This window comes from Tenacibaculum profundi (assembly GCF_057162725.1).
Window position 1 is genome coordinate 2,676,267 of record NZ_CM169894.1, and the last position, 23,517, is coordinate 2,699,783.

General features: G+C 31.3%; 21 protein-coding genes. 9 read left to right on the plus strand and 12 right to left on the minus strand.

What is annotated here, in order from left to right:
* Positions 1-20: 20 nt before the first annotated feature.
* The 5 genes from AC2GW8_RS10880 (at position 21) to gldA (ending at position 5,616) form a co-directional block, all read left to right on the plus strand.
* Positions 21-1,781, plus strand: a complete 1,761-nt coding sequence (locus AC2GW8_RS10880) for a nucleoside transporter C-terminal domain-containing protein (RefSeq protein ID WP_440879899.1) — start codon at positions 21-23, stop codon at positions 1,779-1,781.
* Between the two features lie 219 nt (positions 1,782-2,000).
* A complete protein-coding gene (locus AC2GW8_RS10885) occupies positions 2,001-3,074 on the plus strand; it encodes a YfaP family protein (RefSeq protein ID WP_440879900.1) in 1,074 nt (357 codons plus the stop codon).
* Positions 3,075-3,186: 112 nt separating this feature from the next.
* Positions 3,187-4,011, plus strand: a complete 825-nt coding sequence (locus tag AC2GW8_RS10890) for a thymidylate synthase (protein ID WP_440879901.1) — start codon at positions 3,187-3,189, stop codon at positions 4,009-4,011.
* 216 nt (positions 4,012-4,227) lie between these two features.
* A complete protein-coding gene (locus tag AC2GW8_RS10895; protein WP_440879902.1) occupies positions 4,228-4,719 on the plus strand; it encodes a dihydrofolate reductase in 492 nt (163 codons plus the stop codon).
* A gap of 3 nt (positions 4,720-4,722) precedes the next feature.
* Positions 4,723-5,616 (plus strand): gliding motility-associated ABC transporter ATP-binding subunit GldA, encoded by an 894-nt coding sequence (gene gldA / locus AC2GW8_RS10900; RefSeq protein ID WP_440879903.1) that lies wholly within the window; start codon positions 4,723-4,725, stop codon positions 5,614-5,616.
* A gap of 53 nt (positions 5,617-5,669) precedes the next feature.
* Here gldA and AC2GW8_RS10905 read toward each other — a convergent pair whose 3' ends face one another.
* A complete protein-coding gene (locus AC2GW8_RS10905; protein WP_440879904.1) occupies positions 5,670-6,257 on the minus strand; it encodes a hypothetical protein in 588 nt (195 codons plus the stop codon).
* A gap of 5 nt (positions 6,258-6,262) precedes the next feature.
* The gene (locus AC2GW8_RS10910) at positions 6,263-6,856 is read right to left on the minus strand and encodes a hypothetical protein (RefSeq protein WP_440879905.1); all 594 of its coding nucleotides are present in this window, start codon (positions 6,854-6,856) and stop codon (positions 6,263-6,265) included.
* Positions 6,857-7,728: 872 nt separating this feature from the next.
* On the opposite strand from AC2GW8_RS10910, the gene AC2GW8_RS10915 reads away from it, so the two are divergent.
* Positions 7,729-8,475 (plus strand): hypothetical protein, encoded by a 747-nt coding sequence (locus AC2GW8_RS10915; RefSeq protein WP_440879906.1) that lies wholly within the window; start codon positions 7,729-7,731, stop codon positions 8,473-8,475.
* A 142-nt stretch (positions 8,476-8,617) separates the two neighbouring features.
* On the opposite strand, the gene AC2GW8_RS10920 is transcribed toward AC2GW8_RS10915, so the two are convergent.
* The 4 genes from AC2GW8_RS10920 to AC2GW8_RS10935 form a co-directional block, all read right to left on the minus strand.
* On the minus strand, positions 8,618-9,355 hold the full coding sequence (locus AC2GW8_RS10920) for a hypothetical protein (RefSeq protein WP_440879907.1): 738 nt from the start codon (positions 9,353-9,355) through the stop codon (positions 8,618-8,620).
* Between the two features lie 17 nt (positions 9,356-9,372).
* Entirely contained in the window at positions 9,373-10,107 is a 735-nt protein-coding gene (locus AC2GW8_RS10925; protein ID WP_440879908.1) for a hypothetical protein, read from the minus strand.
* A 45-nt stretch (positions 10,108-10,152) separates the two neighbouring features.
* Positions 10,153-10,389, minus strand: a complete 237-nt coding sequence (locus AC2GW8_RS10930) for a thioredoxin domain-containing protein (RefSeq protein WP_440879909.1) — start codon at positions 10,387-10,389, stop codon at positions 10,153-10,155.
* 352 nt (positions 10,390-10,741) lie between these two features.
* A complete protein-coding gene (locus AC2GW8_RS10935; RefSeq protein ID WP_440879910.1) occupies positions 10,742-11,314 on the minus strand; it encodes a hypothetical protein in 573 nt (190 codons plus the stop codon).
* A gap of 686 nt (positions 11,315-12,000) precedes the next feature.
* On the opposite strand from AC2GW8_RS10935, the gene AC2GW8_RS10940 reads away from it, so the two are divergent.
* Positions 12,001-12,165 (plus strand): hypothetical protein, encoded by a 165-nt coding sequence (locus AC2GW8_RS10940; protein WP_440879911.1) that lies wholly within the window; start codon positions 12,001-12,003, stop codon positions 12,163-12,165.
* A 1,454-nt stretch (positions 12,166-13,619) separates the two neighbouring features.
* Here AC2GW8_RS10940 and AC2GW8_RS10945 read toward each other — a convergent pair.
* Complete coding sequence (locus AC2GW8_RS10945; RefSeq protein ID WP_440879912.1) at positions 13,620-13,973, minus strand: hypothetical protein; 354 nt, start codon at positions 13,971-13,973, stop codon at positions 13,620-13,622.
* A gap of 6 nt (positions 13,974-13,979) precedes the next feature.
* Positions 13,980-18,314, minus strand: a complete 4,335-nt coding sequence (dnaE, locus tag AC2GW8_RS10950) for a DNA polymerase III subunit alpha (RefSeq protein ID WP_440879913.1) — start codon at positions 18,312-18,314, stop codon at positions 13,980-13,982.
* Between the two features lie 354 nt (positions 18,315-18,668).
* Between dnaE and AC2GW8_RS10955 the strand changes: the two genes are divergently transcribed.
* Together AC2GW8_RS10955 and rimM are read left to right on the plus strand one after the other, a co-directional pair.
* A complete protein-coding gene (locus AC2GW8_RS10955) occupies positions 18,669-19,172 on the plus strand; it encodes a 30S ribosomal protein S16 (RefSeq protein ID WP_440879914.1) in 504 nt (167 codons plus the stop codon).
* A gap of 16 nt (positions 19,173-19,188) precedes the next feature.
* Entirely contained in the window at positions 19,189-19,713 is a 525-nt protein-coding gene (gene rimM / locus AC2GW8_RS10960) for a ribosome maturation factor RimM (protein ID WP_440882210.1), read from the plus strand.
* A gap of 134 nt (positions 19,714-19,847) precedes the next feature.
* On the opposite strand, the gene AC2GW8_RS10965 is transcribed toward rimM, so the two are convergent.
* From AC2GW8_RS10965 to AC2GW8_RS10980, 4 genes are all read right to left on the minus strand, one after another.
* Complete coding sequence (locus AC2GW8_RS10965; protein WP_440879915.1) at positions 19,848-20,876, minus strand: Rieske 2Fe-2S domain-containing protein; 1,029 nt, start codon at positions 20,874-20,876, stop codon at positions 19,848-19,850.
* A 59-nt stretch (positions 20,877-20,935) separates the two neighbouring features.
* Complete coding sequence (locus AC2GW8_RS10970; protein ID WP_440879916.1) at positions 20,936-21,817, minus strand: class I SAM-dependent methyltransferase; 882 nt, start codon at positions 21,815-21,817, stop codon at positions 20,936-20,938.
* Positions 21,818-21,891: 74 nt separating this feature from the next.
* Positions 21,892-22,476, minus strand: a complete 585-nt coding sequence (locus AC2GW8_RS10975) for an FcoT family thioesterase (RefSeq protein WP_440879917.1) — start codon at positions 22,474-22,476, stop codon at positions 21,892-21,894.
* Positions 22,477-22,481: 5 nt separating this feature from the next.
* Entirely contained in the window at positions 22,482-23,393 is a 912-nt protein-coding gene (locus tag AC2GW8_RS10980; protein WP_440879918.1) for a TauD/TfdA dioxygenase family protein, read from the minus strand.
* Between the last annotated feature and the right edge of the window lie 124 nt (positions 23,394-23,517).

Consider the following 23,517-nt stretch of genomic DNA (forward strand, 5'->3'; position numbering starts at 1 on the left):
TTATTAAAAATTTAATAAGAATGAAAAAAGTATTAACTTTTTTAATGCTTTGTGTTTCTTTTGCTTTAACAGCACAAAGCATTCAGAAAACATGGAGGTTTTCTTCAATACAAAATATAGACGGAAAGGAAATTGTATCTGTTAGTAAAAATGATACCTTCGAGTTATCAGAGAGAAACTTTAAATACACTTTAGCGTCAAAGGATAGTCTAAAATCTGTTGGAACATACATACGTCAGAATAATTTGCTGATTTTCAATTACTCCTATCCAAAGGATACAGTACGATATTACAATATTATAGAATTGTCCGACACTTCTTTAGTATTATCAGAAAAAAATATACTATACAAATTTTATAAAACACAAACGAATCAAGCTTTATCTAGTGATGGTTCTTTTGGAACTAACCCATTAGAGATGAAGAAGGAAGAGATTATTCCTAGTCAAGGGTTTTCTATTAAAAGCATTTTAAGAGGAAGTATTGGAATGTTTGTTCTTCTTCTATTAGCTTTTGTTTTAAGTTCTAATAGAAAAGCTATTGATTGGAAAACAGTAAGTATTGGATTGGCTTTTCAAATATTAATAGCTATTGGGGTGTTGAAAATCCCATTAGTGCAGTCGGTTTTCGATTTTATAGGTAAAGGTTTTGTTAAGATTTTAGAATTCACGCAATCAGGAAGTGAGTTTTTATTTAAAGGGCTGATTTCCGATATGGATACTTTCGGATTCATTTTTGCTTTTCAAGTGTTGCCAACCATTATTTTTTTCTCAGCATTAACTTCTTTACTATTTTATTTGGGGGTTATTCAGAAAGTAGTTAAAATTATGGCGTGGTCGTTAAGTAAAGTTCTTAAAATTTCTGGAGCAGAAAGTTTATCTGTTGCAGGAAACATATTTTTAGGTCAAACAGAGGCCCCTCTACTTATTAAAGCATATCTTGAGAAAATGAATAAATCAGAAATGCTTCTTGTTATGATAGGAGGGATGGCTACTGTTGCAGGGGCAGTTTTAGCTGCATATATTGGGTTTTTAGGAGGAAATGACGAAGCGTTAAAACTGATGTATGCAAAACATTTATTAGCAGCTTCAGTAATGGCCGCTCCGGGCGCTATTATTATATCTAAGATTTTATATCCTCAAAATGAAAAAGTTAATACTGATGTGCAGGTTTCTCAAGAGAAAATTGGGTCAAATATTTTAGATGCTATTGCGAATGGTACTACTGAGGGATTACAATTAGCAATGAACGTTGGCGCTATGTTACTTGTTTTTGTTGCGTTTATTGCAATGATCAATGGTATTCTTGGTGGGATAGGTAGTTTTGATGGAATAGCATATTTTAATTGGAAATTTACTTCGCTAAATGAGTTTATAGCAAGTTCAACACCATATGATTCTTTAAAATTAGAGTTTATTTTAGGGTACATTTTTGCCCCTTTGATGTGGTTAATTGGAGTGGCTAGCGAGGATATGGCACTTATGGGACAGTTGCTCGGAATAAAACTTGCAGCTAGTGAATTTGTTGGTTATATTCAATTAGCTGAATTAAAAGATGTTTCTAACGTAACTCATTTCACTTTCAATAAATCGGTAATAATGGCAACCTATATGCTTTGTGGTTTTGCAAACTTTGCTTCTATTGGTATTCAGATAGGCGGTATAGGCTCATTGGCTCCAGGTCAACGAAAAACGTTATCTGAGTTTGGTATAAAAGCACTTATTGGAGGGACGATTGCTTCTTTAATGTCAGCTACTATTGCAGGAATGATTATTGGATAGACAATGATTTAAAAAATATAAAAAGCACCAACGATTTTGTTGGTGCTTTTTTTGGGTATGGATTTTGTTTCCGCTTATGTAAAAATATCCTATGAAAAATATACTTAGCGTACTACTCCTCTTTTTGATTACAGCGGTTCAAAGTCAAAAACAATTGGCATTATCTTCCTTACATATCCATACCGTCAACGGGTAATAGGGCGATTAACACATTACGATATGACTTTTTACAATGCTAAGCAAAGGGTAATGGAAGGAGAATTGCGATTTCCTCTTGGCGAAGGGCAAGAAATAGCGCGTTTGACCTTGGAGATAAATGGAAAACAAAGAGGAAGGCTTGTGGAAGTGTCGTATACCCTACCGATCACTATTTCGGTAGATGGCGAAACTATGGTAAATGCGAATCCAGTTAGGCCTACATCTAGAAATAATGGAATCACTAGGCAACACAACAATGTGCCCAAGCATAAAGAAACTTTACAAGTAGAGAAAAGAGAGGTGCAAACACCTTATATATATGCGCTAGAGTTTTTTAAAGATAAAGGAAATGCGTATCTGTTCTACCTCAGACAAAGAGAGAGCTATAAAGAGCTACCACACTATTATTTGGATGTGTCAAGCTTCTTTTACTCGAAATTTAAGGCAGAAAAATATGTTGCTAGAATCTTATCTAATATGGCCGAGTTATATCCAGATAGCTACCAAGAACTAAAGGCATTGGCCTATCAAAATATGGGGCTTTGCCAAAAGGTATATACTGTTTTTTGGGACATTATCTCAGGAAAAATATACAAAGAGCATCCCCAAGCAAGAGTTTTTAAAGGGATGGAAGCCATAGCTAAAAAGGAGATAAAATTACTCTATGCAGCATACAAAGAGGATTTGGATCTCACTATAATTCCAAAAGAGTTTCGCACAGATAAAATAGGTTATGATGTAAGAGTGGTAATCGATTGGAATCACAACGATACCGAGATTGATTTACATATCATCGACCCTAATAGAGAAGAGTGTTATTACGCTAAACCAACAACAAAACAAGGCGGCGTATTATCCAAAGATGGAACCGAAGGGTTTGGGTCAGAGTGTTTTCATCTAAAAAAGGCACAAAAAGGATTTTATTATATCAAAATCAACTATTTTGGAGATAGAAAGCAGAAGCTCGAAACCCCGACATTCCTTAAAGTTACCATATATACAAACCAAGGGAAAAAGAATGCTAGTAAAGAGGCTAGCGTAATTCGATTAACTCGAAAAGACAAGGAAGAAATAGTGGCAAGGATAAAAATATAAGACGCTATTTTCGTTAATAACTTATGAATAGAAAGTTGAAAAGCTTTCGCATTAAATGTCAAAGCTTTTTTATTTTTACAGATTATATTTAGTTGTAAGAATTACGAGAGAAATGAAACAATATTTAGATTTAGTAAAGCACGTTTTAGAAAGTGGAAATGAAAAAGGGGACCGAACAGGTACTGGAACGAAAAGTGTTTTTGGATACCAAATGCGTTTTGATTTGGAAAAAGGTTTCCCTATGGTTACCACCAAAAAACTACATTTAAAATCGATCATTTACGAATTGTTGTGGTTCATAAAAGGAGATACTAATATTCACTATTTACAAGAGAATGGGGTTCGTATTTGGAACGAGTGGGCGGATGAAAATGGAGATTTAGGGCCGGTTTATGGCCGCCAATGGCGAAATTGGAATAGTGATGAGATAGACCAATTAAAGGAGGTAATAGCAACCCTAAAAACCAATCCGAATAGTAGAAGAATGTTAGTTTCTGCTTGGAATCCTTCGGTTTTACCAGATACTTCAAAATCCTTTAGCGAAAATGTAGCCAATGGCAAAGCAGCATTACCACCCTGCCATGCTTTTTTTCAATTTTATGTTGCAGATGGTAAACTATCTTGTCAATTGTACCAAAGAAGTGCAGATATATTTTTAGGAGTGCCGTTTAATATTGCTTCGTATGCCTTGTTAACGATGATGGTTGCTCAGGTGTGTGGTTATGCGTCAGGAGAATTTGTACATACCTTCGGAGATGCCCATATTTATAACAACCATGTGGAGCAACTAGAATTGCAATTGTCAAGAACGCCTAAAAAACTTCCGACGATTAAAATGAATCCGAAAATAAAGGATATAGAAGCATTCACTTTTGAAGATTTTGAATTGGTAGATTACGATCCGCATCCCCATATCAAAGGAAAAGTCGCTATATAAGTAACGAACAATAAAAAGAGAAAAGGGGGTAAATAACTGAAAAAATATTTTTTATAAACGTTTTTTAGTTATTAATCCAATATAACTTTAGGCATAAGAAATGCAAAAACTTTCAATAGAGGTTTGTACAGAAATTACAGAGATTTATATTTTTGTGTATTGATTGATTTTGAATTCAATATTATAGAAATTAAATAAAAAAACAATTTTTATCAAATGATAACGGTAATTGCAGCCATAGGAAAAAACAATGAATTAGGGAAAGAGAATGAACTCATCTGGCATCTTCCAGCAGATTTAAAAAGGTTTAAAAAGCTAACTTCTGGAAATACGATCATTATGGGGCGTAATACATTTGAAAGTATTGGAAAACCGTTGCCAAATAGGACTAATATTATTGTAACAAGAGATCCAAATTACAAGAAAGATGGATGTTTGATAGCTAATAGCATAAAGGAAGCTATTAGTTTTGTAGAAAAAGGTAAAGAAATCTTTATTATTGGAGGAGCCCAAGTTTACAAGCAAGTATTAGAAAATGATTTGGTTGATAAGTTAGATATTACCTATATAAACGCTTCATTTGACGCCGATGTTTTTTTTCCTGAGATTAATGCAAAACAGTGGAAAGAGGTAAGTCGAAAACGCTTTGAAGCAGACGGTCAAAATAAATACGATTATACTTTCGTTTCCTATAATAGAAATAAATAAATTATGTCAATACAGCTTACTTCGTTAACAAAGAATTATAACGAACAAATAGCCGTTAATTCTATTTCTTTTGAGGCAAGGAGAGGGGAGATAGTCGGTTTTTTAGGACCAAATGGAGCAGGAAAGTCTACAACAATGAAAATATTAACAGGTTTTGTAAAGCCTAGTAGTGGGTTAGTAACTGTATGTGATATCAATGTTGTTGAAAACCCGATTGAAGTACAAAAAAAAATAGGGTATTTACCTGAGCACAATCCACTTTATTTGGATATGTATATAAGAGAATATCTACAGTTTCATGCAAGCATACATAAAGTAGAGAAAAATAAAATAGATTATACTATTGAAAAAGTCGGGTTACTCCCAGAAGTACATAAGCGAATAAAACAATTATCAAAGGGGTATAGACAACGTGTAGGTTTAGCAGCAGCAATTTTACATAATCCGGAGGTTTTAATTTTAGATGAGCCAACAACAGGATTGGATCCAAATCAACTTGTAGAAATTCGTCAATTAATTAAAGAATTAGGTAAAGATAAAACAGTATTATTATCGACTCATATAATGCAGGAGGTTGAAGCGATTTGTGATAGGGTTATAATTATCAACAAAGGAAAATTAGTGGTAGATAAATCCTTAGAAGAACTTAAATCTGGTGAAAAACAAGTTATAGAAGTTACTTTTGATTATAAATTAGAAGAACAGTTTATAAAAAGGCTTCCTAATATTTGCGGGTTTAAAAACACAATTGAAAATAATTGGATATTAGAGTTCGAAACCACAAAAGATATGCGTCCTGTTATTTTTGATTTTGCTCATGATAATGGGTTAAAAATTCTTGGTTTAAATAAGGAGAATAAAAATTTAGAAAAATTATTTCAAGAACTAACCAAGTAGTTCTGCAAAAAAATAATAATGCCTATCATAATAAACTGATAGGCATTACTTTTTTAGTACTCTATTCTTTTAAAAATAAACTTAGTTGTTTCTTCATCTTCTGAAGAAATTACAAGTACTTTGGTGTTTTTATTGTAAGAATACCTAGTAATAAGTCGTGGGTCATTCCTACCATAAACAACAGCATAATAGTTGTAGAAATAAGGTATTAGGTTATGAAATAAAGAATAATATTGACTGCAACCAAAATCATCAGGATCTCCTGTTTTTGTTACAATTAAATTGTAAAAACCAATTGTACCGCTGTATAAAGGTCCATTAATAACAGGGTCTTTGTCTATTTTTCTAAATCCAGCATGGAATTTATAACAATATGGATCATCAATTGATTCAATAAAGTTACCTGATACTCTAAACTTTAATTTAATATCTTGTTCTAAATGAACATTATTTGTGCTCCATACCATTTTATAATTCCCAGAAATTAACCTTCTAGCTTCTCTTATTGTAAATTTATGAGAAGATCTAGCTTCCATTTTAAGATTATCAATATTATAATTATCTTCTTTATCTTGAGAACAAGAAATTCCTGTCAAGATGATAATAAAAGAAAGACAGATAATAGTAGAAAGAGTCTTCATATTTACTAATCTATTTTGCTAAAAACAAATTTTGTAGTTTCATTATCTTCTGATAAAAGAGTTAACTTTCCAGAAGTTGCATCATAGGTAAACTTTGTGATCATAGTAGGATCTTCTACATTATTTAATACGGTATCTGGATTCCAGAAAAATGGAGCAAAGTTCTCTAAAATTTGCTCTGCTTCATCACATTCAATAGGTCTAAAAGTTTCTTGATCGACATGTTGTAATAAAAGAAGTGAGTAAAAACCTATTTCGCCCATATATTTTGACCCAACTCGTGTTGGATTTGCATCTATTTTTCTCAATGAAGCATTAAAATCAAAACAATATGGACTGTTTACTGATTCTATAAGTGGTCCGTCAGTTCTAAATCTTAATTTGATTGATTGGTTTCTATGAATACCTGTACTACTTTGTGTTAATTCATATTTACCAGCTATAATTCGTCTTGTATTATTTCTTGATTCTTTTTTAAGTTGTTGTTTATTTATTTCTGTATTTACTGATTCGCTTAAAGCGACTTCTTCTTCAGTTCTATTAGAAGAACACGAGTATATTAATAAACTTAGTACTGTTATTTTAAAAAAATTATTCATAAATATTTGTTTTTTAGTTTAAATCAGCAAAAACATAAGGCTCTATAGTGAGTGCTTTGTATAACAATGTTATTACTGACCTAGTTTTAAGTTAAATTCCTTTTTGTGGCCCACGTATTTGAATGAAACTTTTAATTATTCATTTGATAAAATTCCCATTCACTGAAAAGATATCACTACAAATTAAACCAAATTAAAAGTTTTTTTTAATCAGGGATTTTGATGTAATTATGATAGGGTTTTTACGAGTTGTTTAGTTTGAAGGTTGATGGGTTTTTAAAGAGTGTTTTGCTTTATTAGATACCAAACTGATTTTTATTTTAATTGTTTTAGATAATATTATTTTTGATACTATGCTGATATATAAAATATAATTATTTGCTATCGCTAAAGGATAGTTTTGATACTCGCCTTTGGTTTGTTTTTATGCGTGTTTTAGGGGTGTTAATAGGGTGTTAATCCCTGTTGTTTTTGTTTTGAAATCGCAATATTTTTGTGGCGAAAATACATTAATAAATATGAAATTAGCTAATATCAGTATAATTTTATTGATTAGAAGTAAGTAACACATAAGGCGTGAGAAAAGGCATAGGGAATAAAATCGTTTTTTTTATCCGAAAAAGGGGATTCCTAATGATTGAAAGAGATTTCATTGACCGTATAAAGTTCTTGATTAATTAGTAAAAATAAATTTATATAATAGTTGATCTTGAACGTAATAAAGAAATTATGAGCGTTTTTAATCAGGTGGAATAATAAAATTTAGCTCACAATACATATTAAATTAAATAAAAAAGATTTTTTGGTAAATATCAAAGCAAAACATTTATTGTAAAACAAATATTTAAATTTAACCTAATCAAAAGAAATAAATGAAGAAAGTATATAAGTGGATATTAATTTTTATTCCGTTAATAGTAATTTCGTGTCAGGACAATGTTGTTGATACGATTGACAATGGTAAGGTAATGAGACCAGTTCAAAAGAAAATGATATCAGAAGACAGTCAAATAAAAGTATTAAATTGGCTTTCAAAGCAAATTTTTAAAGAAGGTGGTAAATCTTCATTATTGGAGGAGTTCGAAGATAATGATAGGGTAAGCTTTTCAAAAGCACTTGCTATCTTCGATAAAGAGAAACAAGAGCAAAATTCAAAAGAAAGTTTAGAGGCTCAACAGCGAATTGAAAAAGAAAATCTTTATTATAAAAGTTTTTTAAAGAATTCAGATTTCACTTATTATAAGCCTTCAATAGGCAATAAAGAGCGTGACTTTATAATTGCTTTTGTACCTCAATATGAAAAAAAATCATACTTGCTAGGTGTCAATTCCTTAGGAAAAACAATCATGATTCCTTCAAATACATCTCCAGATTATCCCGTCTTACTCTTAAACAGTGTTGCAGGAACAACACATGAACTAAACTCAGATCTTACAATTAAAGCAAAAGAAAAACTCAGAGAATATATTAAAAATAATACCAATGCAAATACAAATAAAGTTAGAGAAGAATTTTTAAGGTCTAAAGAAGATCTACCTCATCATATAAGAGATCGTAAAATTAATTGGTATACGCCATTACCATTCATTAATAATTCAGGTATTCAAAGACATTTGTAATTAGTTATTGCTAATTAAGTTCTAAAAATAAAATAAATCATACGAATTTATTCGTATGATTTATTAGTGTAATAATCTGATAAAAATGTCAAATTAATAGACAAAAACAGTTGTAATTTTTTGTTTACTTAAGCCATCAATGTTATTGTACTTGGTAAGGCATTGATAAATTTCCTGATAATATTTCATAAACTTCATATACCCCTAGTAAAGGTAGATTTGATTTAGAAGTATTAACCTTCATGCGGGCAGAAACAGCATCAAATTTAAAGGTAGTTTTATTATTTACAAATGCCTTTGGAATAACTACTGTCATTGAATTTTTGTTTTTAACAACTTGGTAACCAGGAGAATCCATGTACATTTTCATCCCAGGATTCGTAGGAGGTAACTGTACGTTCAAATCACCATCTTTAAATTCCTTTACAGACAACCCTCCTTCTACTCTAGAATCATTGACCAATAAAACCCAATGAGAATGCCATACAGCTCCATCATTCTTATAATTTCTGTCATTATTCTCATCCCATAAAGGAGTGTCATCAAAGTCTGGATGAGATGTAAGTGCCATGGCTACAATACCTTCAGTATCTCCAAATCCGACATCATTACTATTTAAATCTGTCGGAAAAACATACCCCAGAACAGTTGCTCCATCTTGTTTACCTATTGGTTTTGGTATGGTTTCACCCGCTATGCCTGCCACACTAACTGTCATTTCTATTTGTTCTAAATCATCATTATAAGTTGCTGTAGCACTTGTAAGATTAAAGTTTTGATTTATAGAGGGTGTTACAGATGTTTCATTTTCCTCAGAGCATGAGTTTAGTAAGGGGGTGAAGGCTAAAAGGAGTATACCTAAAATTTTAGATAATTTCATATTAAATTCTTTTTTAATTATTTAGTAACAACACTATATGGAAGTGATAAATCGGTAGAAGCTATAGAATATACTTTATATACTCCAAGCATTGGATAACTTGAATTTGATGTGTTAACCTGCATATATGCTGTCACGGCATCAAATTTAAATTGTGTTTTATTATTCATTCGGTAAGCAGGTATTGCTACTTTTATAACATTTCCTTTTGTTATAACAGGAAAACCTGGAGAATCCATATACATTGGCATTTTAGGATTTGTTGGAGGTAGGGTAACGTTGTTATTATCTGGATCAAACTGTTTTACAAAAAGGTTATTACTAACATTTGAATCTTCTGTTAAAACAACCCAGTGTGGATGCCAGATAACGCCATCATTTTTATAATTACGATCATTATTTTCATCCCACAGAGGAGTGTCATCAAAATCAGGATGTGAAGTTAAAGCCATTGCGACAATACCTTGAGTATCGCTAAAACCAACATCACTCGATTTTAAATTAGTTGGAAAAACATATCCCAATACAGGGGCTCCATCCATTTTCCCAAATGCCTTCGGAATGGTGTTACCTGCTATTCCTTCCGTTTCAATACTAAACACCAATTGATCCAGACGACTATCGTAGGTCACAGATGTATTGGTTATTTTTAAATCAGGTGACGAACTAAAATTGGGATCCTCATTTTCCCCCTGACTAAAAGCAGCTAATGTAAATAGGGAAGTTATAAAATAGATTGCTATTTGTTTCATATTATTTAATTAGGATTACTAACTATTTTGTTTTTTAAAAAAAAATTATGCTCCTTTAACATCTTCCAAAGAAGCTCCAAAATTTATGTGTAGTACATTTCCATTAGGAGTTAAAAGAGCAGGAACTGATTTAAGACCAGCCTTTTCAGCTTCATCAATTCTGTTTTTTGTATCACCTAAATTTACAATTTCTACATTATCTAAGCCTATTAAGTTGATGATGTCTTGTTCAGCACTAACGCAAACTGGACAACCTGCATGATAAAAGATAGATTTACTCATAATAATTAATTTTTTTAATTTGTAGCAATATTGCTGATGCAAATATAGTAAGGATTCCTAACAAAAAAAATTAATTTTGCTTTTTTTAAGAAGATAAGTTTTAAATGAGGCTATTTTGTGCTAAAAGGATGTGCGATTTATTACAGTACAAAAGAGTTTATTTTTTGAAACCAAGTTTTAAACGAGGTTTGTGGGGTGACAGTCTCATAATTATTTAATTGCAGTGTCAATATCACTCCGTTATCATATATTATGGGTGTTAACCTAAGAATTTTAATTCTCAACTTTTAAGATATTTCCCTACCTTTTTGAAAGGTAAGGAATATATTTTATAAGAGTTTTACATGTTTAACTATTCTATTTTATTAAAAATAAAAAGTGTCGTTTTACTATCTCTGCTAAGTAGCGTTAATCGTTTATTACTAGTGTCATAAGTAAATTTTTTAATCATTAAGAATGGAATAAAGTCTCTGAAAATTTGCTCTGCTTCGTTGCATTCTAAAGGTTGTGAGGTTTCTGGGTCAATATGTGGCGGAAAAAGAAAACGATGAAACTCAATATTACCCATATATTTTGAACCAACACGGGTTGGGTTTAAATCAATTCTTTTTAAAGAGGCTTTAAAATCAAAGCAATAAGGACTGTTTACTGATTCCAATATAGGACCGTAAGTTCTAAACCTTAGTTTAATTGATTTATTTATATGTAATCCTGAGCTACTTTCTATTAATTCATATTCACCCGCTATAATTCTTCTTGTATTTCTTCCTGCCGAAATCCTTCTTGTATTCTTTTTTGCTTCTTTTCTTACTTGTTGTGATTTATTTTTAGTACCGATAGAGTCACCTAAACCAGCGTCTTCTATGTTATTTGAAGAGCATGATATTAATAAACTAAGTATTGATATTTTAAAAAAATGATTCATAAAATTTGGTTTTAGTATAATTTTAATAGGAAAAATAATTCTATTTTCAGTTTTCTCTTTTGAGTGAAGTTTTGAATTATTTATGTGATAACATTCCCAGTTTAATAGAAAGATATCTCGACAAATTAAGTCAAATTATATATGATTTGTAATAGGGGGTATTAATGAAATTTCGTTAAGGATTTAGTTTGTTGTATGTGTTGTGTGGAAAATCAATGTTAAGAATAGGTTTTTATTTTAGTTTAATTTTTTGATAAAAACTGATTTAATTAAAAATTAAGTCTTCAAATTTTACCTCGAGTCATATAATATAATTTCGGAGTAAAAATTGAATCCTCTTAAAAAACAAGTATCTTATTTGCATCCGAAGAGTAATGCTGATGAAGTAATGTGTATTTTCTTGTTTTCCGTGAGGTAATTTCAAAATAGAATAGATCTTGAAAAATCAGAAATAAAGGCGCTTCACAGAATGTTATTATGTCTAATAATTTAGAGACTGATTTTTCTAAAATAATTATCAAAACAAAAGGAAGATATAGAAAATATCGGACAAGGTGTGGAGTTTTTTTAGTATTATAAATATACAATAACCAGTAATTCCAATGATTAATGAAACGAGATTTTTGAACTAAAAGTTCAAGTTTTGGAGCCAATAAAAATGGACAGATTGGTATCCAAGCAGACCAATGAAATTTGGTGTTAATGTTTGTAAGTCAGAAGGAATACCTATTAAGATTAATAAAGGTTGGTATTGGAGTCTATCATATGAGGATATTGTTTTTGTTAATCCTGACTCAATAACTTACAATATGTATGATGAGATTAAAATCAAAGAAGGGGTAATATTTTAATTAGGTTCAATACTGAAAGTTCCATACAATGGAAATAATTATACTTTTACATACAGGTATCAGTATTTTAAAATAAATGAGAACGGAGAGTTATATGATTTAAGTTTTTGTCAAGGATAAATTTCGTTTTAGAAGATTTTTTTTCGATTCATGTTACCAATTTAATTTATTTAAAAAGGATACAATGTTTGAGATAATTTTATTAAAAATAAAAGTGATTAATAAGAAGGATTTCAATAAAGAAACTTGTTTATTTGTGAAATCAATTATTTAAACCTTTAGAGTTATTTCAATAATAAAAAAACATTAACATTCCAGATGTAATATATTATACTTGAATGTTTATGACTACAATAACTTATTTAGTAACTATTTTACTTCTATGAGTAGTATTTCTTTTATTATTAAATAATTAAAAGGAAAAATTCTAATGTTACTATTCTTAAATATTCCTAATTTATTTTGATCCATTTTTTTGTGTTAATTTATTTAACCTCTTGTAAACACTTACTAAATTAGGTTAGTTCGCAACAACAATTTTTCCATTATATTTACTAATCAAGCAGGTTACTAATTAGGCGGGTATAAACTGACACTATTATAACTTAGTTGCTTTGGTAACATGTGAGGCATATGTCCCCTTCCAAGGTGGGTAACCTAAATATATTTGTCTATCTACTATGTGATGATTACCTTCTTGTTTGAAAATTTCATCTAAAATTTTAATGGGTATATGTTCTACTACATCGTTAAAAATAATCAGATCAAATTTCTCATGATTTTGTAAAGGTGATTCTATTGCATCATGTAATTCTACCTTTACATATTGAAATATTGTACTTTCTCAACATGTATTCAGTTATTACAATATGATGCGTATCAATATCTAAACTATGTACTTTGCAATTTTCATACTGTTTTACAATTTAGATAGATATACCAGCTATTCCACATCTAAAATCCAAAATCTTTTTATTGTCAAGGTATAAATGTTTTTGAAAAGACTTTTTTTAAGATGTAAGTTGCTGTTTAAATAATTGTCAAGATTTTTTTCAGTATAAGTTACACCGTTTTCAAAATGTATTTGTATCATCAAAAACAATTGGATTTAATTTTGATTGTTAAAATGTTACATTTTTTAATAGAGACTGACAAGAAAAGAGTTGTCAACTAAAAAATATATTTTATTCTCTAGAGTAGCTTATATTCTCGTAATTATCACTGGTGTTTTTAGAGATAGACATATAGATAAGAGACGAGAGCTTAATTAGTTGACTCACTATTATTTGTCTATGAATAACCTTTTATCCAATACTTTATCGCTGATATGCAAAAAATAAAGACAAGTACTGACTTATTTAGAATGCTTAATACTAAAAATAAAATTAAAAAGCTTGATTTAGCTAAAAAGCTGATGTTTTTATTTTTAGGATTTTTATTGTTAAAAGAGAATGTTAAGAAAAATGAGATCTAAACCAAACTTTTTTCCAAATTCTTTTTAGGATTTCAAAGGATACTTTTTCTGAATATGATGCTAGATTGTCGGTATTTGAGGTAGTAATATTATCTTCAGAAACGTCAATTCTATAAAGCAGAGATAAATAAACGTTAAAGTCTGTCTTAATCAGATTTCGTATGGTTTTGTCTAGTTTTTCCTTTAGTTGAAAAGGCAATTCGTCTTTTGAAAAATGACAGTCTAATCCAACCAAGGAAAAATCTTTGTTTAATTGTAAAATTAATTCTTCATACAATTTTCCTTTGTAGATATCATTTAATAAGTCTTTGCTATCATTGTTTTTTGAGAGCATATTTTTTTAATTCAATTTATAATTGATAAATTGTTCATCCAATGAACAAAGAAATTTATTTGATATTTTCACTTTAGTACTTCTGCTTGGTAAATTTAATTCTATTTTTTCTTCAGCATCCCAAACGGTAAAGTGTAAACTTTGTGAACCTTTATTTGTAGCGAATAAATGTTGCAAATCTTTGATGATTTTCTCTTTAATTTCGTTTAACGGTATGGTTATTGTAATTTTTTTACACAGTTTATCCATAATGTCTTGAAGGAGTGTAAAATCAGTAAAAGAAACTCTAGGGTCTCCTTTTATACCTTCTTTATTTGTCCATCCAGGCTTTACCATCGTCTTTACAAAAACAAATGAATTAGGAACTAAAAAATGTTTATAAAGTAAATATTCTTCTCCAAAAATTCTAAATTCAAAGCTATCGCCATAATCTTCTATTGTAAAAGCAGCCCAACCTTTTCCCATTTTAGAAACTCGGTGCTGTACATCGGTAACAATACCAGCGAAACTGAGAGCCATCCCTTCATATTTTGCCAGCTCTTTATAGTGACTTAAAGAAGCGTTGCAAAACTTTAATTCATTTTTAAAATCGTCAAGAGGGTGCGCAGAAATATACATTCCTATAACCTCTTTTTCCTTAGCTAAAAGCTCCATGGTTCCCCAAGTATCACAGAGAGGTATGGTAGGTTCTGGTAGTTCAACAGCTGAAGCTTCTCCGAACAAGGAAACTTGTGATGAGTTTTTATTTTCTTGATATTTATTTCCGAAGCGAAGTGCTTTTTCTAAAAAAGTTTGATTTTTTTCATCTAAAGCAAAGTATTGTGCTCTGTGTGTGTTGGTAAAAGAATCAAAGCCTCCGGCCAAAATAAGTCCTTCAAAAGCTTTTTTATTTGCAACTCTTAAATCAACGCGCTTGGCAACGTCGAAAATAGAGGAATAATTACCGTTTTTTTTACGTTCATCAATAATTGATTTAACCGCAGTGCCGCCTACACCTTTTATAGCAGCCATTCCAAATCTAACAGCTCCTTCTTGATTTACAGAGAATTTAGAAAATGATTCATTTACATCAGGGCCTAATACCTCAAGCCCCATTCGCTTACATTCTTCCATAAAAAAAGAAACTTGTTTAATGTCGTTCATGTTATTTGAAAGAACAGCAGCCATATATTCAGCTGGATAATGTGCTTTTAAGTAAGCTGTCTGATAGGCTACCCAGGCATAACACGTTGAATGTGATTTGTTGAAAGCATAAGAAGCAAAGGCTTCCCAGTCTTTCCAAATTTTTTCGAGTTTTGTTTCATCATGACCATTAGCTACTGCCTGTTCAACGAACTTAGGCTTCATTTTTTCAAGAACAGCAATTTGTTTTTTACCCATTGCTTTACGAAGCACATCAGCCTCGCCTTTAGTGAAATCAGCTAATTTTTGTGAAAGCAGCATTACTTGCTCTTGATAAACGGTAATTCCATATGTTTCGGCTAAATATTCTTCCATCGCGGGAAGATCATATTCAATTGGCTCATCTCCATGTTTTCTTCTAATAAAAGAAGGAATATATTCTAGTGGACCAGGACGATAGAGAGCATTCATAGCAATAAGATCTGCAAATACAGTAGGTTTTAATTCACGCATGTATTTTTGCATACCAGGAGATTCGTATTGGAATATTCCAACCGTTTCTCCTCTTTGGAAGAGTTCATATGTTTTTACATCATCAATAGGAAAGCTTTCTGGATCGAGATCAACATTATGACGTGCTTTTACAATTTTTACTGTATCCTTGATTAAGGTCAATGTTTTTAACCCCAAAAAATCCATTTTAAGTAGTCCGGCACTTTCTACGACAGAGTTGTCGAATTGAGTGACATACATATCGGAGTCTTTTGCTACGGAAACAGGTACGAAATTGGTGATGTCATCAGGAGTAATAATAACGCCACAGGCATGAATTCCTGTATTGCGAACAGAACCTTCTAGAATAACAGCTTGACTAATTGTTTCGGATTCTAAACCGTTTCCTTGGGCTATATTTCGAAGTTCTTCAACGCTTTCTCGCTCTTCTGAACGAAGTCCTGCAATTTTACCCTTACTTTTATCATCATCACCAAAAATATTTTTCAGTTTTACCCCAGGTATTAATTTCGAAATTCGATCTGCTTCAAATAATGGTAAATCTAGAACACGGGCGGTATCTCTAATGGATGATTTTGCAGCCATGGTCCCATAAGTAATAATTTGAGCTACTTGATTGGCTCCATATTTATCAATTACGTAGTCCATTACACGTCCTCTACCTTCATCATCAAAGTCGATATCGATATCGGGCATTGATACACGTTCTGGGTTTAAAAAGCGCTCAAAAAGTAAATCGTATTTAATTGGATCAATATTGGTAATAGTTAAACAGTATGCTACTGCAGATCCAGCTGCTGAGCCACGCCCAGGCCCAACAGATACCCCCATTTCTCGAGCAGCTTTAATGAAATCCTGTACAATTAAGAAATAACCAGGGTACCCTGTATTGGCAATTACCTCAAGTTCAAAATCTAAGCGCTCTTTGATGCTCTCAGTTATTTTATCATATCTTTCTTCTGCTCCTTCATAAGTTAACGCTCTTAAATAATTATTTTCTCCACGTTTACCCCCATCTTCTTTGTCGGCTTCATCCTGGTACTGATCAGGAATATCGAACGCTGGTAGTAATACATCTCTTGCCAAAGTATATTCTTCTACTTTGTCTACGATTTCTTGAATATTGATAATAGCATCAGGAATATCTGCAAACAGTTTTTTCATCTCTTCAGATGATTTAAAGTAATATTCTTCGTTAGGTAAGCCATAGCGATATCCTCGACCTCGACCTTTAGGTGTAGCTTGTTTTTCACCATCTTTCACACATAATAAAATATCGTGTGCATTGGCATCTTCTTTATCTAAATAAAAAGTATTATTAGTTGCAATTATTTTTATACTGTGCTGTTTAGCAAACTTTAAAAGTGTTGTGTTTACAGCGTTTTCATCTTCTTGTCCATGACGCATTAATTCAATGTAAAGATCATCACCAAATTGTTCTTTCCACCAAAGTAAAGCTTCCTCCGCTTGTTTTTCACCAATATTTAAAACTTTACCAGGAACTTCACCATATAAGTTACCTGTTAAAACAATGATATCCTCTTTATACTGTTTTATTACTTCTTTATCTATCCTTGGAACATAATAGAATCCATTGACATAGGCAATGGAGGCCATTTTTGCCAAGTTATGATATCCTCTCTTATTTTTGGCGAGAAGGACAACTTGATATCCGTTGTCTTTTTTAGACTTGTCAGTATGATTTTCACACACAAAAAACTCACATCCAACAATCGGTTTTATAGGAGTTTCAGCAGATTTATTATACCCTAATACCTCTTTAACGAAATGAAAAGCCGCCATCATATTGCCACTATCAGTAAGTGCGACTGCAGACATACCATCTTTCGCGGCAGCTTTAACAATACCGCTAATTTGAATCGTTGATTGTAATACTGAAAATTGTGTGTGATTATGGAGGTGAGCGAATTTTACATTTTCTAGTTTAGCTAGGCCTTCAGAAGTACTATGTGTTGAAATATCATTCGCTTCAGAAGATTTTCGTTTACGAATTTTATCACTTTCTTTTTTTAGGTTCAGATGCTTTAAGCCAATAACCTTAATAGGCATTGGGTTGCTTTCGGAATATTTATCAAAATAATCTTCTGATACATCTAATTGTTCCTGAGTATACTGACGAAGCCTAATTAATTCAAGGAAGCAACGTGTTGTTGCTTCAACATCAGCAGTTGCATTGTGCGCTTCACCAAATCCAACTCCAAACAAAAAGTTATGAAGTTCGGTTAATGTTGGTAGTTTGAACTTACCTCCCCTTCCTCCAGGGATTTTACAAAGTTCAGCCGTATGTTCTGTACAGGTATCCAATACAGGAAGGTCAGTCAGGTTATTCTTAACACCTAAACGATGGAACTCACATCCCATGATATTTACATCGAAACCAACATTTTGACCAACAATGAATTTTGTTTTTTCTAAGGCTTGATTAAATAACGATAATCCCTCAGCTAAAGAAATACCTTCCTCAATGGCTAGATCAGTGGAGATTCCATGAATACGTTCAGCATCAAAAGGAATATTAAAGCCTTCAGGTTGAATTAGAAAATCATTATGTTCTACTAAATTTCCCATTTCATCATGTAACTGCCAAGCAATTTGAATAGCTCTTGGCCAATTATCGATATCGGTAATCGGTGCATTCCAACTTTTAGGCAGTCCAGTTGTTTCGGTATCAAAAATCAGGTACATTTTTTTATATTCTGTTTGAGGTCTTATGGTTCTGTTAAATGTGTAAAAATACAAAGAATTTACGGGGTATTTTGAAAAGGATTATTCGTGTTATCAACATCAAAAGGCAAATGAAATTTTGGAAATGGAGAAGTGAAGTGCTTTTTTTAAAGAAAGATTTATAAAATTTAATTCTATTTTAAGGGTAATTATAAATAGTTCTCATTGATATGAAAAAAGAGGAGGCTAATTGATCATTAATTCTTAGTTGACGTTTTAAAATAAATTGAATTAACCGGTATACTTTATAAAAATTTTGTAGCTTTGCAAGCTCAAATTAATAATCAAGGTACGTGTACCTTACAAATTAAAATTATGCCTGTAAAAATTAGATTACAAAGACACGGTAAGAAAGGAAAACCATTTTATTGGGTGGTTGCTGCAGATTCAAGAGCAAAAAGAGATGGACGTTTCTTAGAGAAAATAGGAACTTATAATCCTAATACGAACCCTGCTACAATTAACTTAGATGTTGATAGTGCTGTAAAATGGTTGCAAAATGGTGCACAGCCAACAGATACGGCAAGAGCAATTTTATCTTATAAAGGCGCTATGTTGAAAAATCACTTAGCTGGTGGTGTAAGAAAAGGTGCTTTGACAGAAGAACAAGCAGAGGCTAAATTCAACGCGTGGGTTGAAGAGAAAAGTGGAAAAGTAGCAGGTAAAGCTGAAGATTTAGCTAAGGCGCAAGAAGATGCCAAAGCAAAAGCTTTGGAGGCAGAAAAAGCGACAAATGAAGCACGTATAGCTGCTAAAGCTCCAGTGGTAGATAATGAAGACGCTACTACAGAAGAAGCTAGTTCTGATAGTGAAGAATAACAACGTGAATACGGTAATGCATAAAGACAATTGCTTTTATCTTGGCAAAATCGTAAAAAAACATAGTTTTAAAGGTGAAGTAGTAATCAAGCTTGATACTGATGAACCTGAACTATATAGAAATTTGGAATCAGTATTTGTCGATTTAGGCGATAATCTGGTTCCTTTTTTTATTGAAAAGTCTTCTCTAAGCAGAGGCACAATGCTTCGGTTGAAATTTGAAGGTGTTGATAGTGAGGGTGATGCCGAGGCGATACTTAAAACCGGGGTATATTTACCTTTAGATTTGTTGCCAAAATTATCAGGAGATAAATTTTATTATCACGAAATTATAGGTTTTAAGATAAAAGATAGTTCTTTTGGATCAGTAGGAGTTATAAAAGAGATCAACGATTCGTCTTCACAACCGTTATTTGTAGTGGAGAAGGATGGTAAAGAAATTTTTATACCTATGATAGATGATTTTATCAAAAAAGTAGATCGTGAAAATGAAACTATAGAGGTGGTTACGCCTGAAGGTTTGATTGAGTTATATTTATAAGTAAACATTGAAAATTATTCAGCTTGTAAAGTAGAAGCCTACCATTTTTACCTTAATCATAAGGTAAAATAATGGCATTTTTCGTGGTAGTCTAAATTTTATCAAATTGGTTTTATGTTTTCAAGCGTCTATTTTTACACTTCTTCTGCTACAGTATTCTTTTCTTGAATTCCAAAATAAATACGCTCGGCTTTTTTTCGATTATGAAAAATCTGTTTGTCGAAACTTGTTAACTTCCAGGAAGTATTCTCTTCAGGTTTTTCAGGAGCAAATCTCGCAATTTTGGCATCCTCCCATATTTCATATTTTGTAACCATTACAGTGAAAAAGCTTAAGATAGATTTGATTTTTCTTAAAAACTTATTTTTAATACTCATTTGTACAAATACAAATATATCAACTTTATTAGATGTTATGGGGGTAAAAAAAGTGGTTATGATATATTGGTTAGATCTTACTTTATTTCCGGTTTTATTGGTCCAGTAGTTTCTGTAAGATGCATTTAGTGGTTTGAATTTAAAAGACCAATCATTATGATAATAATCTCCTTTTTCGATACCAAATAATTTACGGAAAATAAAAGGCTGTTTTCTGTATTTTCCTGAGCTAATCCCTTTTGTTTCTTCTTCTTCTATTGAAACTGAAAAGTTTACAGTATGTAAATCTTTCTTGTCTGAACCAATAAAACGGTGTACTTTAAAAGCATGTTCAATTTCACTAAAATTATCGATAACCACATTAATAGGAGCTTCAAATTTTTGTGAAAATTTTCCTACCAGTGAAAAATTATCCTCCATAAAATCAGGAAACTTTTCAGTTGTATCTTCATTAGCAACCCATATGACTCCATATTTTTCCCAAGTTTTTAAATTATGTATTTTACAAACTCTTTTTGGAGCAGAGGGGCTACTGGCCATTCCTTTATGATTTATTTTCCATGCATGATATGGACATATTAATTCAAAGTTTTTGTCTAATTTTCCTTTGGCTAAATTAGCCCCCCTGTGAGGGCATGCTGAAGGAACTGCTTGAGGTTTATTTACTTTATTTCTAAATAAAGTGAATTTATTATCGTTGATCACTATTTCAACTATTTTTTTTCTTTTTAATTTAGAAGAAAGCAAAACAGGATGAGGGTATCTTAGACTATATGAGTTTTTCATTTTTAAAATTTGTTTATTTATCGTAGTTAACTTTAAATTAATTTATGTTTTATTAATTCTTAGGAGGAAGCATGAACCATTCTTGCATGCCCCAATGTATTCCCCTCAATTTTTCCTTTTGAGTTTATAAGGTATTGATTACTTAATTCTTCCGGTCCCATATCACTTAGTAACTTTAAATTACATTCTTTAATAAAGTTAGGAGTTTCTTCAGGTGCTAGTCCAAATAAAAATGGTTCTTTTATTTTTTTCAACCATTTTGCTAATTTCTTACCACCATAAGTAGAATGATCACCTAAAACAAATGACTTTATGGAATAGTCAAAGACAATGGAGCTTCCTTTTTTACATAGGCTTACAAAATTAAGTGTTTTCTTCACGTCTTTTTCAGGAAGGTAATAAGAAACCCCTTCCCATAAGAACAGTGTTTTTTGGGTAGTTAAAAAACCGTGTTTCTCAAGTGATTCTCTCAGGTCATCTTTGGTGAAATCTAAGGAAACAAAAGTGTAGTTTTGTGGAGGTGTGAACGAAATTTTTTTATTTAAAACTTTCTTTTTTTGTAACTGTGTTGAATGTATGTCTACCTCAAAAACTGAAGCATTTCTCAGAGCTTCTTGGAATCTAATACCTCTAGTATCGTAACCAGCTCCTAAGATTACTAACTGCTCAATATTATTAGTTATTTCACTCAAAAGAATTTTGTCAAAATGTTTTGTTCTTGTGATAATGTAATTATAGCTGCCTGGCGCTATTTTTTCAAGAATCTTTTTTTGTAAGCTATGAGGTTTTATTGAGGTAAGTAATTTATAATTGCTTTTTAAAAAATGTTTTGCAAGATAGTCTTTACATTTTATTTCGAGATCAGCATCTTGATGAGCAGAAGCTCTCAGAGCAGCAACGGACTCAGCAGATTTAATAGCTTTATTTTTTTGATTTCTCATGTCTAAATTTATTTTAATAGGGTGTTAATTTATTTTAAGCTGCTCTCTTTAGAGCAGCTTTTTGTTATGTGCTCTTATGTTGTTCTTTTGTTTAGATTAGGGTTGTAAGCTAGTACTACAGATCCATTTGATTTTCCGTTGTGTTTGTCGTAGTAAATAATGTCAGTATAAAAATAAATTACATCAGATCTAAATAATATCTTTTTTAAACTAACTTCTCCCCAAAACTGATCAGAAGCTAGATTACTTAGGAATTTTCCTTCAATTTTTACGATAAGCATTGATGATAACTGATTTTTTCTAAAAGACTCATAGCTAAGTCCTTTCTTTTTCCAGTCTTTGAGAACTGAGTTGAAAATATTATGCTTAAAAGCGAAAGCAAACATTACATAAGATATTTGATTGAAGCAGATATTAAATTCAACTGAATTAAAATGACCTGTGTCATCAATATAGCAACTTTCAGGAATAGAAAATTCACCTAAAGCTTTGATAAGATAAGATTGTTTTTCATCTGTTTGCTCATTATTTGGCAGAATTATTTGAGATTTTTTCAAATAAGTAGTATGCTCCATGTAAGGAGTTAAAATGTCAGATTGAAATATAGGAGGTACCGGAACGGTACTAGGTACCGAACAATTATCTGTAAATGAATTCATGTTTTTTAATTATTGTTGTTACAATATATTTTTTTCTCTTCAGTTAAAGGAAGTCCATCTTTTAATGTAATGCGATACATCATTGTTTCTTCCTCCTTTGAAACTTCCACATGGATATCATCTGTCGGAGCTTTTTTTCTTCCTGAAGAATGAGCTAAAAATCTATTATCCCAAATAATCAAATCACCTTTTTCCCATTGTATTTCTTTTACAAATTCTTGTTGCTCAGCAAAGTCAAATAGCTCATTTAGTACTTTTTTTGATTCATCAAGTCCCTTGTTTTTAATTCCGATAGTAAAGCCTCTTGAAGCATAAATTATTTTTTCTTTCGTATACGGGTGTGTTATTACTGCAGGATGTGCAACAGGTGCTTGGATGTAATCAATCATTTCCAGAATTTCGCTAACATCTAACCCTACGTCTTCAGGTCTTACTTTGTATTTGTAACGACCACTATGTAAAAATTCAACATCTTCAATAGCATTTTTTAAGTGTAAAGGAAGATTTTTGTATACACTAGACATGTCAATGAATCTGGTTGTTCTGGGGCTTTTCAATGGCAAAATTTTTGGCATTAACATTGTGATTAACTTAGGATCTTCTTCGAATGCTGTATCTGAGTGCCAATAGCCTCCTGTTCTTGGTACACCTATTTTTTGGGTGTTGCCTTGTTTTACATTGGATGAAACAAAAATTAAATCATGTTCTGGATGATTATAGTTTTTTTGTAAATATGGTATTGGTTCGCCCATTAAGTGTGCAAAGTCACAAAATTGTTTTTCTGTTAATTCATTATTTTTTATAACAATTATTCTGTTTTTGTAAAGTAAATCTTGTAACGTTGAAATTTCTTGTTTATTAATATTAGACAAGTCGGTTTCTACCGCCACTCCGATTGAGAGTAATGTTTTTTTCATTTTGGTGAAATTATCGTTTGGTTATTTTTTTGGGTTAAGTTGTATTTGAAATAGTCAGTAAAAAAATAGTGATATGAAAAATGACTGCATGGTATTGTAAGTTTATTAGTTCTGTGAGTCAAAT

Excerpts from the sequence above, each read along its gene's own strand:
- AC2GW8_RS10880 (WP_440879899.1), top strand. The coding sequence starts at position 21 with ATGAAAAAAGTATTAACTTTTTTAATGCTTTGTGTTTCTTTTGCTTTA.
- AC2GW8_RS10885 (WP_440879900.1), top strand. The coding sequence starts at position 2,001 with ATGACTTTTTACAATGCTAAGCAAAGGGTAATGGAAGGAGAATTGCGA.
- AC2GW8_RS10890 (WP_440879901.1), top strand. The coding sequence starts at position 3,187 with ATGAAACAATATTTAGATTTAGTAAAGCACGTTTTAGAAAGTGGAAAT.
- AC2GW8_RS10895 (WP_440879902.1), top strand. The coding sequence starts at position 4,228 with ATGATAACGGTAATTGCAGCCATAGGAAAAAACAATGAATTAGGGAAA.
- gldA (WP_440879903.1), top strand. The coding sequence starts at position 4,723 with ATGTCAATACAGCTTACTTCGTTAACAAAGAATTATAACGAACAAATA.
- AC2GW8_RS10905 (WP_440879904.1), bottom strand. The coding sequence starts at position 6,257 with ATGAAGACTCTTTCTACTATTATCTGTCTTTCTTTTATTATCATCTTG.
- AC2GW8_RS10910 (WP_440879905.1), bottom strand. The coding sequence starts at position 6,856 with ATGAATAATTTTTTTAAAATAACAGTACTAAGTTTATTAATATACTCG.
- AC2GW8_RS10915 (WP_440879906.1), top strand. The coding sequence starts at position 7,729 with ATGAAGAAAGTATATAAGTGGATATTAATTTTTATTCCGTTAATAGTA.
- AC2GW8_RS10920 (WP_440879907.1), bottom strand. The coding sequence starts at position 9,355 with ATGAAATTATCTAAAATTTTAGGTATACTCCTTTTAGCCTTCACCCCC.
- AC2GW8_RS10925 (WP_440879908.1), bottom strand. The coding sequence starts at position 10,107 with ATGAAACAAATAGCAATCTATTTTATAACTTCCCTATTTACATTAGCT.
- AC2GW8_RS10930 (WP_440879909.1), bottom strand. The coding sequence starts at position 10,389 with ATGAGTAAATCTATCTTTTATCATGCAGGTTGTCCAGTTTGCGTTAGT.
- AC2GW8_RS10935 (WP_440879910.1), bottom strand. The coding sequence starts at position 11,314 with ATGAATCATTTTTTTAAAATATCAATACTTAGTTTATTAATATCATGC.
- AC2GW8_RS10940 (WP_440879911.1), top strand. The coding sequence starts at position 12,001 with ATGAAATTTGGTGTTAATGTTTGTAAGTCAGAAGGAATACCTATTAAG.
- AC2GW8_RS10945 (WP_440879912.1), bottom strand. The coding sequence starts at position 13,973 with ATGCTCTCAAAAAACAATGATAGCAAAGACTTATTAAATGATATCTAC.
- dnaE (WP_440879913.1), bottom strand. The coding sequence starts at position 18,314 with ATGTACCTGATTTTTGATACCGAAACAACTGGACTGCCTAAAAGTTGG.
- AC2GW8_RS10955 (WP_440879914.1), top strand. The coding sequence starts at position 18,669 with ATGCCTGTAAAAATTAGATTACAAAGACACGGTAAGAAAGGAAAACCA.
- rimM (WP_440882210.1), top strand. The coding sequence starts at position 19,189 with ATGCATAAAGACAATTGCTTTTATCTTGGCAAAATCGTAAAAAAACAT.
- AC2GW8_RS10965 (WP_440879915.1), bottom strand. The coding sequence starts at position 20,876 with ATGAAAAACTCATATAGTCTAAGATACCCTCATCCTGTTTTGCTTTCT.
- AC2GW8_RS10970 (WP_440879916.1), bottom strand. The coding sequence starts at position 21,817 with ATGAGAAATCAAAAAAATAAAGCTATTAAATCTGCTGAGTCCGTTGCT.
- AC2GW8_RS10975 (WP_440879917.1), bottom strand. The coding sequence starts at position 22,476 with ATGAATTCATTTACAGATAATTGTTCGGTACCTAGTACCGTTCCGGTA.
- AC2GW8_RS10980 (WP_440879918.1), bottom strand. The coding sequence starts at position 23,393 with ATGAAAAAAACATTACTCTCAATCGGAGTGGCGGTAGAAACCGACTTG.